This is a genomic window from Pseudomonas sp. 910_21 (assembly GCF_052850735.1).
The window spans coordinates 42,798-54,558 of sequence record NZ_VXCY01000009.1 but is presented as its reverse complement, the minus strand read 5'-3'; the positions used below and the strand labels follow the sequence as shown (position 1 = coordinate 54,558).

At 66.7% G+C, this 11,761-nt stretch carries 10 protein-coding genes; 7 read left to right on the top strand and 3 right to left on the bottom strand.

Features of this window, described 5'->3' with window-relative positions; translation table 11 throughout:
- Positions 1-344 precede the first annotated feature (344 nt).
- The 7 genes from FW796_RS25240 to FW796_RS25210 all read left to right on the top strand — a co-directional run bounded on the left by FW796_RS25240 (position 345) and on the right by FW796_RS25210 (position 8,749).
- Positions 345-1,247 carry an AraC family transcriptional regulator gene (locus FW796_RS25240; RefSeq protein WP_346635553.1) on the top strand — a complete coding sequence of 301 codons (903 nt, stop codon included), beginning with the start codon at positions 345-347 and terminating at the stop codon, positions 1,245-1,247.
- A 143-nt stretch (positions 1,248-1,390) separates the two neighbouring features.
- A complete protein-coding gene (locus tag FW796_RS25235) occupies positions 1,391-3,622 on the top strand; it encodes a TonB-dependent siderophore receptor (RefSeq protein ID WP_346635554.1) in 2,232 nt (743 codons plus the stop codon).
- A 16-nt stretch (positions 3,623-3,638) separates the two neighbouring features.
- Positions 3,639-4,511, top strand: a complete 873-nt coding sequence (locus FW796_RS25230; protein WP_346635555.1) for a PepSY-associated TM helix domain-containing protein — start codon at positions 3,639-3,641, stop codon at positions 4,509-4,511.
- Complete coding sequence (locus FW796_RS25225) at positions 4,498-5,631, top strand: ABC transporter substrate-binding protein (protein ID WP_346635556.1); 1,134 nt, start codon at positions 4,498-4,500, stop codon at positions 5,629-5,631. The genes FW796_RS25230 and FW796_RS25225 overlap by 14 nt, the downstream gene beginning before the upstream one ends.
- Positions 5,628-6,695: a FecCD family ABC transporter permease gene (locus FW796_RS25220; RefSeq protein WP_346635557.1), complete on the top strand. Its 1,068-nt coding sequence runs from the start codon at positions 5,628-5,630 to the stop codon at positions 6,693-6,695. The genes FW796_RS25225 and FW796_RS25220 overlap by 4 nt, the downstream gene beginning before the upstream one ends.
- Positions 6,692-7,522, top strand: coding sequence for an ABC transporter ATP-binding protein (locus FW796_RS25215; protein WP_404937123.1), 831 nt, complete (start codon positions 6,692-6,694; stop codon positions 7,520-7,522). Before FW796_RS25220 ends, FW796_RS25215 begins: the two co-directional genes overlap by 4 nt.
- Before the next feature lie 3 nt (positions 7,523-7,525).
- On the top strand, positions 7,526-8,749 hold the full coding sequence (locus tag FW796_RS25210; protein ID WP_446440233.1) for an MFS transporter: 1,224 nt from the start codon (positions 7,526-7,528) through the stop codon (positions 8,747-8,749).
- 55 nt (positions 8,750-8,804) lie between these two features.
- Here the strand turns inward: FW796_RS25210 and FW796_RS25205 are convergent, their stop codons facing one another.
- The 3 genes from FW796_RS25205 to FW796_RS25195 all read right to left on the bottom strand — a co-directional run bounded on the left by FW796_RS25205 (position 8,805) and on the right by FW796_RS25195 (position 11,757).
- Positions 8,805-9,989 (bottom strand): sugar transporter, encoded by a 1,185-nt coding sequence (locus FW796_RS25205; RefSeq protein WP_346635559.1) that lies wholly within the window; start codon positions 9,987-9,989, stop codon positions 8,805-8,807.
- Between the two features lie 141 nt (positions 9,990-10,130).
- On the bottom strand, positions 10,131-10,727 hold the full coding sequence (locus FW796_RS25200; RefSeq protein ID WP_404937124.1) for a TetR/AcrR family transcriptional regulator: 597 nt from the start codon (positions 10,725-10,727) through the stop codon (positions 10,131-10,133).
- A gap of 142 nt (positions 10,728-10,869) precedes the next feature.
- On the bottom strand, positions 10,870-11,757 hold the full coding sequence (locus FW796_RS25195) for an alpha/beta fold hydrolase (protein WP_346635561.1): 888 nt from the start codon (positions 11,755-11,757) through the stop codon (positions 10,870-10,872).
- Between the last annotated feature and the right edge of the window lie 4 nt (positions 11,758-11,761).

Sequence of the window (11,761 nt, the reverse complement as noted above, 5' to 3'; positions counted from 1 at the left end):
GGCCCCGGACCTGAGGTGCCAGGCCCTTGGAATGAACGGGAAAACGCCGTCAGCGCGGAAGGAAATGAAGGTCCACAGGCGCTCCTGCGGTGCTGTTGCGTGGGGTGTCATCCATGAAGGGCTGCCGTGCCTGCAAATGAGAGTGATTATTAACCGGCAATTTCCAGGGCCCGGCAATCGGCAGGACATTCGTTTGCGCGGCTTTTTCTTTTGATTGCGCGGCGAGGCCCCGGCCGGCCCTGACAGGACGGGGTCAGAAAGCTAAAGGATAATCATTCTTAATTACAGGGGAGGATTTTCCTGCTAGCTTATGGCCTCTTTTTCGGGTTCACAGGGAGTTCGCCATGCTCAGCCCCCACGCTGCGCCGCAGCCTGTCCAAAGGGATTTCACCCTGCAGTTTCCCAATCCGCAGCACGCCGGCACGGCGGCTGTGGTGCCGGAAATCACCTTGTCCACCGGGACTGTGCTGATGGACAGCCAGATGTGGATGCAAGAGCCGCTCTGGCAAGGTTTGAAAATCATCCTGGTGCTCAGCGGCCAGCTCAATTGCCGGGTCGAGGGCCAACCGGAAGTGGAAATTCGCGGCCCGACCCTGTGCGCCGTGGCCAACCAGGGCGAGCACTGCGGCGACCACCTGTTCGCCAGTGGCGTACCGGTGCGCTACACCACGGTGCAGCTGGACTTCCCGTCGATCCGCAATGCCGGCCTGGAACCCGAGCGCCTGCTGGACCCGCTCGGCGGCGGGCCGATGCTGTTCTGCCAGCCGGCCAGCAAGCCACTGCTGGCCCTGGCCCAGCAGATCTTCACCTGCCCGCTGCAGGGCCCGACCCGCTCCTTCTACCTGGGAGGCAAGGCCCTGGAGCTCACCGCCCTGGGAGTCGAGGGCATCCTCGCCCATGCCGAGTCCCGACCACTGCAGGACAGCCTGTGCAGCTCGGCGGACATCGAACGCATCCATGCCGCAAGGGACCTGCTGCTCAACTCATTGCAGGACTCGCCGTCGCTGTCCGAGCTGTCGCGTCAGGTGGGTCTCAATCCGCGCAAGCTCACCGCCGGCTTTCGCCAGGTGTTCGGCACCAGCGTCTATGCCTACCTGCAGGAACAGCGCCTGGGCGAGGCTTACCGCTTGCTGGCCAGCGGCGAAACCAATGTCTCCAGCGCGGCCTATCGGGTCGGCTACAGCCCGGCGCATTTCTCCACCGCCTTTCGCAAGCGCTTCGGGGTTTCGCCCAAGTCCCTGCGCTGAGTCGGGCGCGCTTGCCCTTGACCTTGCCCCGCCGTACCGCAAACGAAAGAAATGATCGCTCAAGCCAAAGTTTTAGGCCCTAACCCATGCTCACAAATGAGATACGTTTGCATTCTCATTTAATCCCCATCACGGAGTGAAGCATGGGCACCAGCGTTGCGCACCGAAACACCTCAGGTTGGCCTGTCGATTCTGCGGTTCCTCGCCCGACCCTGCGCCGCAGTCCGCTGGCGTGCCTGATCCACGGCGTGGCCCTGGGCCTGACGTTGACCCAGGCAGGTAGCGCGCTGGCCGCGGACGCCGAGCGCGAACCGCAACAGCCGCTGACCCTGGACACCAGCGTGATCAGCGCCACCCAGGTCGACTCCCCCACCGGCCAGCAAAGCGGCTATGTGGCCAAGCGCAGCCTCAGCGGCACCAAGACCGATGCCTCGCTGAGTGAAATTCCCCAGTCGATTTCCGTGATCACCCGCGACCAGATGGATGCCCAGCAGGTGCAGTCGGTGAACGAGGCGCTGCGCTACACCGCCGGGGTCCAGGCCAATACCACCGCCGCCAGCCAGCGCTTCGACACCCTCTCGATCCGCGGTTTCGACGTCACCACCGGCATGCTCCGCGATGGCCTCAAGGGCAATACCGCCCAGGCCTGGCCCAAGGTCGAAGCCTATGGCCTGGAGCGCATCGATGTGCTCAAGGGCCCGGCCTCGGTACTGTTCGGTCAGAACTCCCCGGGGGGCGTGGTCAACCAGATCAGCAAGCGCCCGCTGGACAAACCCTTCCATGAAGTGCAGATCCAGGGTGGCAGCTTCGACCGGGCCCAGGGCCAGTTCGACTTCAGCGGCCCCCTGGACGATGAAGGGCAGTTCCTCTACCGCCTGGTGGGCCTGGAGCGCGACAGCGGCACCCAGTTCGATCACATCAAGGACGACAAACAGTACTTCGCGCCCTCCTTCACCTGGAAGCCCAACGACGACACCAGCCTGACCCTGCTGGCCGACTACACCCAGGACACGTTCGGCGCGCCGCGGGTGTTCCTGCCGGCCCGGGGCACCCTGCTTGGCAACCCCAATGGCAAGGTCAAGCACAACGTCTTCCTCGATGAACCGGGGCTGGACAACGACCGCACCCAATACTCCCTGGGCTACCTGCTGGAGCACCGCCTGAATGACGTCTGGAGTCTCAATTCCAGCGCCCGCTACGGCCACGTCAACCTGCTGACCAACACCGCCAGCGGCATGTCCCTGGCCCCGGACCTGCGCACCTTGAACCGCGCCGCCTATCGCTTTCGCATCGTCGGCGACACCTACTCCCTGGACAACAATGCCCAGGCCCGCTGGAACCTGGGCAACACGCAAATGGTGTCGCTGCTGGGAGTGGACTACCGACGCACCCGCGAGGACTACTACCTGCGCGGCGGCACCGCTTCGCCCATCGACATCTACAACCCGGTGCATGGCGGCGTGTTCAACCCCACCACCCCCTTCACCAATACCGTGCAGCGCGCCGATCAGGTCGGGGTCTACGCCCAGCAGCAGTTCACCTTCGATGAGCATTGGGTGCTCACCGTCGGCGGACGTCAGGACCGCTCCAGCGCCCGTACCGACAATCGCCTGGAGCATACCGGGAGCAAGCAGGACGACGAGAAGTTCACTTACCGCACCGGGCTGGTGTACCTGGCGGACAACGGCCTGGCGCCCTACATCAGCTACTCCACGTCCTTCGACCCGGTGCTGGGCACCAACTTCTACGGCACGCCGTACAAGCCCACCAGCGCCAAGCAGTCGGAAGTGGGGATCAAGTACCAGCCGCCGGGGATCGACAGCTACATCACCCTGTCGCTGTTCGACCTGACCCAGGAAAACGTCCTGACCACCGACCCGGCCGAACGCCTGAACAAGATCCAGACCGGCGAGATCAACGTGCGCGGCATCGAGCTCGAAGGCAAGGCCAGCCTGGCCCGGGGCCTGGACCTGCTGGCGGCGCTGACCTACAACGACGCCGAGGTGAGCAAGAGCAACAACCCGCTGGAGAAGGGCAAACGCCCCACCGACACCCCGGAAAAAATGGCCTCGCTGTGGGCCGACTACACCCTGCCCGAAGGCCCCCTGAGCGGCCTGGGCTTTGGCGCCGGGGTGCGTTACATCGGCTCCACCGAGGCCGATGCCGCCAACACCCAGCGCGTGCCCTCCTACACCCTGCTGGACGCGGCGGTGCACTACGACTTCGACAAGCTGATCCCGGCGGCCAAGGGCCTGCGCCTGGCGGTGAACGCCACCAACCTCACCGACAAGCGCTACTACGAAGGCTGCTCGCTGACCAATTGCAGCGCCGGTTATGACCGCAGCGTCATCGCCAGCCTGCGCTACCGCTGGTAAGTCGCCGATGCTGCCCATGCGTGAAATCTGGCTCCGGCTGCATCGTTGGCTGGCCCTGAGCCTGGGGTTGCTCCTGGCGTTGTTGGGCCTCAGTGGTTCGCTGCTGGAACTCAAGGGACCGATCCTGCGCTGGGAGGTCGGTGCGCCGATGCTGCAACTGGCCCCCGGCGAGCACGGCACGCTGCTGGAACAGGAGGCCTGGATCAGGGCCGCCTCCGACGCCTACCCGCAGTTGCACAAAGTCTTCGGCGCGGCGCCGCCGCGCCAGGGCTTTCTCGAATCGGACAATGTGATCGTCTTCGGTGCCCTCAAGGAGCGCCCCGGAACCGGCATCGCCATGATCGATCCCTACACCGGCGAGCCCCGGGGCTTCTTTGTCTTCGAAGACCTGTGGCTGGCCAAGCTGGTGGCGCTGCACCGCAGCCTGCTGTTGCCGCAGGCCTGGGGTTCGACCCTGGTGCTGGTGTGCGGCCTGGTGTTGCTGGGCTCGCTGGGCAGCGGCTTGTACCTCTGGTGGCCAGGGCGCCGCAGCTGGTGGAAAGCCGCCAGCCTGCGTCGCGGCAGCCAGGGCACCCGGCGCCTGCGCGAATGGCACAACCTCGCCGCCGCGTGGCTGTGCCTACCGCTGCTGCTGATCGCCGCAAGCGGTGCCTGGCTCGCGCGCCCGGAACTGTTCACCTGGCTGGCGGCCCGGCCCATGGCCGTCAAGCCGCTGTTTTCCGCTGCCCACGGGCATTTGCTGCTGGGCACACCCGGCGCCTGGCTGGCTTTTCTCTGCGGTATTTCGTTACCCCTGCTGTACATCACCGGCCTGCTGTTGTGGTGGCGCAAGCGCGTCACTCGCCGGGCCGTTCAATCGTTCAAGGAAACCTCCCATGACACACCGTGATTTCTTGCGCCGCGCCCAGCGCGGGCTCTTGCTCGGCCTGCTGCCCCTGGGCCTGCTATGGGCCGCCACGGCCAGCGCCGCGACCCTCACCGATCTGGCCGGACGCCAGGTCCAGGTGCCGGAGAAGGTCGAGCACATCCTCCTGGGTGAAGGCCGGATGATCTATTCCCTGTCGCTGCTCGAAGGCCAGAATCCCTTCGCCCGTCTCGCCGGTTGGCAAGGGGACTTTCGCGGCCTCGACGTACAGGGCTACGAGGCCTATCACAAGGCCTTCCCGGAGGCGGAAAAGGTGCCGCTGGTAGGAGGAACTTCCGCCGAAACCTTCAGCGTCGAAAAGGCCCTGGCAGTGCACCCGGACCTGGCGATCATGGCCCTGAGCGGCGGCCACGGGCCGAGCCCCGACAGCGAGGCGGTGAAGCAGCTGGAAGCCGCTGGGGTGGCGGTGATCTTCGTCGACTTCAGCGACCATCCCCTGAGCCATACCGTGCCCAGCATGCGCCTGCTGGGGCAGGCCCTGGGCCGTGAACAGCAGGCCGAGGCGTTCATCGCCTTCTACCAGCAGTCCCTGGCCCGGGTCAGCGAAACCCTGGCCAAGGCCGGCAACGTCAAACAGCCGAAGATCTTCGTCGACATGCTCGCCGGCTTGCAGGATTGCTGCGGCTCGCCGGGCACCGGCAACTTCGGCGAAATGATCAAGTTGGCCGGCGGGCGCAACATCGCCGACGGGCGCATTCCCGGGCCCATTGGTGTGCTCAATGTGGAGTACATCCTCTCCAGCGATCCGGATGTGTACGTGGCCACCGGGGTGTTCGCTGCCGGTCAGGGCGGCGTGACCCTGGGGTACTCCGCCACCCTGCAACAGGCTCGGGACAGCCTGCGCCAGGCCGCCCAGCGCCCACCGCTGAACGAGCTGCGGGCGGTGCGCGAGGGCAATGTGCATGGCCTGTGGCACATCTTCTATGACTCGCCGGAGCACCTGATCGCGGTCCAGGCCCTGGCCAAGTGGCTGCACCCTGAACTGTTCAAGGACCTGGACCCGGACCAGACCCGCCGGGAGCTGTACCAGCGTTTCATGCCGATTCCCGCCAGCGGCGTATTCACCACGAGCCTGGTGCCATGACCCAGGCTGCCACCGACGTGCAGGAGCGCGTTGCCTCAGGGCACTACCAAAGACGCCATGGCCGCCGGGTGCTGCTGTTGTCCGGGCTGGCCCTGGCCTTGCTGCTGTCACTGGCCCTGGACATCACCACCGGGCCTTCGGGCATGAGCCTCTCGCGCCTGCTGCAGGTGCTCTGGGACCCGGGCTCGATGCCCCGGGTCGAAGCGGTGATCGTGTGGAACGTGCGCCTGCCCTACGCCCTGATGGCGGTGCTGGTGGGTGCCGCCCTGGCCCTGGCCGGGGCGGAGATGCAGACCGTGCTCGACAACCCCCTGGCCAGCCCCTTCACCCTCGGCGTATCCGCGGCCGCAGCCTTTGGCGCGGCCCTGGCCATTGTCCTGGGCCTGGGCATTCCCGGAGTGCCGGCGCAGTACCTGATTTCGGCCAACGCCTTCCTCTTCGCCCTGGCCTCGGTGGCCTTGTTGTACCTGCTGGCACGCTGGCGCGGCTTCGGCGTGGAAAGCCTGGTGCTGTTCGGCATCGCCCTGGTGTTCGCCTTCAACGCCCTGGTGGCCCTGCTGCAGTTTGTCGCCACCCAGGACAGCCTGCAGCAACTGGTGTTCTGGACCCTGGGCAGCCTGGCCCGGGCCTCCTGGGAAAAGCTCGGGGTGCTGGCCCTGGCGCTGTTGCTGTGCCTGCCGTTTTCCCTGCGCCAGAGCTGGGCCCTGACCGCCCTGACCCTGGGCGAGGAACGGGCCCGCAGCTTCGGCATCGACGTCGGTCGCCTGCGCCTGCTGTCGCTGCTGCGCATCAGCCTGCTGTCGGCCCTGGCGGTGTCCTTTGTCGGCACCATCGGATTTATCGGCCTGATTGCCCCGCACATCGCCCGGCTGCTGGTGGGCGAGGACCATCGGCTGTTCCTGCCGGCCAGCGTGCTCAGTGGCGGGCTGATCCTGTCCATGGCCTCCATCGCCAGCAAGGCCCTGATCCCCGGGGTACTGGTGCCGGTGGGCATCGTCACGGCCCTGGTGGGCATTCCATTTTTCATGGCCATCGTCATGCGCAACCGTCGAGGTGTCCTGTGAGCCTTATCGCCTCCTCCACGCCCGGGCTGTGCACTGCCGGCCTGAACATGCACTACGGCAGCCGCCAGGTACTGCGCGACGTGAGCCTGCCACCCCTGGCCGCCGGCACCCTGACCGCGCTGATCGGCCCCAACGCGGCGGGCAAATCGACCCTGCTGCGGGGCATCGCCGGGTTGCAGAAAACCACCGGGCAGGTGCTGCTCGATGGCGTCGACCTCAACCGCCTGCCCCAGGTCGAACGTGCTCAACATATCGTCTACTTGCCCCAGAGCCTGCCGGAACGCACACGCCTGTGCGCCTTCGAAGCCGTGCTCAGCGCCGCCATGGCCGGGCATCGCAGCGCCGGTTTCGCCCCCGGCCGCCCCAGCGCCGCGGTGCTGCACGGGGTCGAACAGGTGCTCCGGGACCTGGACCTGACGGCCCTGGCCGACCGCCCCATCGATGCCCTCTCCGGCGGCCAGCGCCAGCTGGTGGGGCTGGCCCAGGCCCTGGTGCGTCAGCCCCGGGTGCTGCTGCTGGACGAACCCACCAGCGCCCTGGACCTGTACCACCAGTGCCAGGTGGTGGACGCCATTACCCGGGCCACCCGCGAGCGCCAACTGATCACCCTGGTGGTGGTCCACGACATCAACCTGGCCCTGGGTTTCAGCCAGCAGGTGGTGGTCCTGCACAACGGCCGCCTGGCCGCCGCCGGACCGGCCCTGGAAGTGGTCAACCAACAACTGCTGCGCGACGTCTATGGCGTCGACGGCAGCCTGGAACAGGTGCGCGGTCGACCGCTGGTGATGGTCGACGGCCGCCTGCCCTTTCACTCAGCCCTGGGATAACTCATGAGCGACATGCAACAGCTGCCCCTCGACACCCTGGAAACGCCCCAGGACGCACCGGCCTTCGACCTGCGTCCGCTGCTGGTGGCCAACCTGGCCTGCACCATGGCGATGATGGCGTTTGTCTCGCTGATCGGTCCCATTGCGCGGATTCTGGGCCTGGCCACCTGGCAAGCGGGAATGGCGGTGACCGTCTCCGGCGTGATCTGGATGCTCCTGGCCCGCCCCTGGGGCCGGGCCAGTGACCGCCTGGGTCGGCGGCAGATCCTGCTGCTGGGCACCGGCGGCTTCACCCTGGCCTTTCTCGCCCTCAGCGTATTCATCGACCTGTCGCTGCACGCCCTGCCTTCGGCACTGCTGGCGTTTGCCGGGCTGCTGCTGGGCCGCGGCCTGATCGGGGTGTTCTATGCAGCGATTCCGGTGGGCGGTTATGCGCTGATCGCCGATAACATCGAGCCCGAGCACCGGGCTCGGGCCATGGCTTCCCTGGGGGCGGCCAACGCTTGCGGCCTGGTCCTGGGCCCGGCGATTGCCGCGCTGCTGGCACGCCATAGCCTGAGTCTGCCGTTCTATGTGCTGGCGCTGCTGCCGCTGCTGGGCTTCGCCTTCCTCAAGGCACGACTGCCGCGCCAGGAACTGCACCTCAAGCAACCGCCAAAGTCGGTGAGCCTGACAGACCCGCGCCTGCGCCGGCCGCTGCTGGTGGCCTTTATCTCCATGCTGTGCGTGGCCATGGCACAGATCACCGTGGGCTTCTTCGCCCTCGACCGCCTGGGCATGGGCCCGGCGGACGCGGCGCAGACCGCCGGTGTCGCCCTGACCCTGGTGGGGGTGGCGTTGATCGCTGCGCAACTGCTGGTGCGCAAGTTGGAGTGGCCGCCACTGCGAATGATCCGCGTCGGCGCCCTGGTGGCCGCAGTGGGCTTTGCCGCGAGCATCCTCGCCGCCCACGCCTGGGTGCTATGGCTGGGGTTCTTTGTCTCGGCCGCCGGCATGGGCTGGATCTTCCCTTCCTTCGCCGCCCTGGCCAGCAACGCAGTGGACGCTGCCGAGCAAGGCGCCACCGCCGGTTCCGTCGGTGCAGCCCAGGGCCTGGGGGTGGTGGTCGGGCCCTTGGCAGGCACCCTGATCTACGCCGTGGAGCCGCGCCTGCCCTACCTGCTGGCGGCGCTGCTGTTGTTGCTGGTGGCCTGCTGGCCGGATCGCCGCAAGCCGGTGCACGCCTGAAGCCTGGCGCTGCCGAGGAACACCAAAGCGCCAGCGGCGTCGGGCAATGCCTGCCTCAATTGCCCGGCGCGGCGGCGGCCATGCGCCGGATCGCCAGGCCATAGAACAGCAAGGCCACGGTGGCCAGTGCACCGCCCGCCAGGCCGACATAGGCGAACCCCAACTGGCCGCCCACCCAACTGCCCAGCAACGCGCCACCGCCGATGCCGATGTTGTAGATCCCGGAGAACATCGCCATCGCCACGTCGGTGGCGTCCGGCGCCAGCACCAGCACTTTCGATTGCAGGGCCAGGCCGAAGCCCATGATCGCCATGCCCCAGACCACGCTCAGCGCCACCAGGGACCAGACGTGGCCGTTGAGAGGCAACAGCAGACTCAAGCACAGCGCCAGCAGGGTCACCGCCGTCAGCAGGAAACCCTGGGGACTGTGACGGTGCAGCCAGCTGAACAGCAGCGAGCCGATGATTCCGGCACCGCCGAACACCAGCAGGATCAGAGTCACTACATCGCCCCCCAGGCCCGCCGCCACCTTGATGAACGGTTCGATGTAGCTGTAGGCGGTGAACTGCGCGGTGACCACCAGGGCCGTCAGCACATAGATCGCCACCAGCGCCGGGCGCTTGAACAGCAGCGGCAGGCTGCGCAGGGAGCCGGAGTTCTGGCTGGGCAGCAGCGGCAAGGTACGGATCAACCACAACACCAGCAGACCGGCCATGGCCGCAATCACGCTGAAGGTGGTGCGCCAGCCCAGGGCCTCGCCCAGCAGGCGCCCCAGGGGAATGCCCAGGACCATGGCCAGGGAGGTGCCGGTGGCCAGCAGGCCCAGGGCCTGCACTTGCTTGCCCGGCGGTGCCAGGCGCACCGCCAGTGACGCGGTGATGGACCAGAACAGGGCATGGGCCAGGGCCACGCCGATGCGGCTGAGCATTAACAGGCCGAAACTGTTGGCCAGGCTGGAAAGGACATGGCTGACGATGAACAGCCCGAACAGCACCGTGAGCAGCTTGCGCCGCTCGACGTTGCGGGTCAGCAGCATCACCGGCAGCGAGGTCAGGGACACCACCCAGGCATAGAGGGTCAGCATCAGCCCGACCCGCGCAGTAGGCAGGTCGAAGCTGGCGCCGATGGCGCTGAGCAGCCCCACCGGCACGAATTCCGTCGTGTTGAAGACAAAGGCCGCCAGCGCCAACGCGATGACCGGCTGCCAGTTACCTTGAGGTGTAGCCGCGGAGTTACTCATGTGCGGGTCGTAATACTCTATCGATGATCGAACAGGTCCAGGACCCGATAAAAATGCACAAGCCGGGCCAGGAACAATGACCCGGGCTGCCCGCTTGCGCACCTGGTGCGCGCTGCGCGGCAGACGCTGGCAGGCGCCTGGTCAGTTGCCCCGCGCCGCCTCGAAGACCGTCATGGCCAGCGCCACCCCATTGAGCAGGCGCGCCTGGGTGACCCCGTCCCGGGCCTGTACCGACAGTCCGTGCAGCACCGTAGAGTAATAATCCCCTAGGGAAGTTGCATCGGTGTGTGCCGGCAGTTCCCCCGACTGCACCGCCGTTTCCAGGCGCTGGATGATGCTGGCGGTACGTGCCCGGCGATGCTCGGCCAGCCACTCACGCACGCTGTCGTTGTCGCTGGAGCAGTTCACCGCCGAGGACACCACCATGCAGCCCTGGGGATGACCGACCCGGGTGTAAAGCGCCACCGCCTCCTTGAGCATGCGCTCGATGGCGACGTAAGCGCTGGCTTCGCCCAGGGCCTGATCGGCAAAGCCGCCCTCATGGCTTTCATAGAGTTCGATGGCCTCGCGAAACAGCGCCTCCTTGGAACCGAAGGCGGCGTAGATCCGCGCCGAAGCGATCCCCAGGGCCGCCACCAGATCGGCCATGGAGGTGGTTTCAAATCCACGGGCCCAGAACAGCTCGAGCGCTTGGCGCAACGCCTGGTTGCGATCGAATTCGCGGGGTCTTCCAGCCATGGGGGTCGGGTATCTCGTCAAGACAAGGAAACTGACCGGCAGGGGCCGGTCAGTGAGTGGGCGCAGGCGCCGCGACGAAATGATATTAGATTTGCACCGGCCCCGGCCATTTTCCATGCCCCGGGGCCGTCTGCACCGAACTTCAGTCGGCGCCTTCCTGAAGAAAGGGCAGCAGGTGAGCGAGGAACTCCTCGGGCGCCTCTTCCATGATGAAGTGCCCGCAGTCGGGCACGATGGCGCCGCGCAGATCCGTGGCGTGGCCCTGCAGGGTCAGCAAGGGCGCATCGTTGGTGGCGTGCTCGGCACCGATGGCCAGCACCGGCATCGCCAGCGGCCGCTGCGCGCGCAGCTGATTCTGGCGCACCGTCTCGGGAATCGCCCGGTAGTAGGCAAAGCCCGCGCGCAGGCCGCCCGGCACAGCATAGGCCTCGATATAGACCTCGGCGGCTACCGCCTCGCGACGATGGGACCAGTGATCGAAGATGTAATTCAGGTAGGCCCGCTCGCGCCCGGCGATCAAGGCTTCCGGCAAATCCCGCAACTGGTTGAACATGAAATGCCAGAGAAAGATGTTCTGCTCTGGCGCGACAAAGATCGGCGGCGCCTCCGCCAGCCCCGGGATCACCGCTTCGGTCAACGCCAGACGCTCCACCGCCTGCGGATGATCGCTGGCCAGGGCGTAGGCGATCCACATGCCGACGTCGTGGCCGACCACGCTGTAGCGCTCGAAGCCCAACTGCCCCATCACCTGGTGCAGCACCCCGGCCACATGGCCGGTGTCGTAGCCCTGCTCCGGGCGGTCGGACTGACCGCTGCCCGGCGGGTCCACGGCGATGGCCTGGAAGCCCCGGGCAGCCAGGGCCCGGATCACTTCTCGCCAGGCGTACCAGGTCTGCGGCCAGCCGGGAATCAGCAGCACCGGTCGGCCCGTGCCGGCGCTGACACAGTGGATGCGCTGGCCATCGACGCGCACGTAACGGTGAACCAGGTCGACGCTGTCGGCCTGGAGGTTGTCAGTCAAAGCATTCATGGTT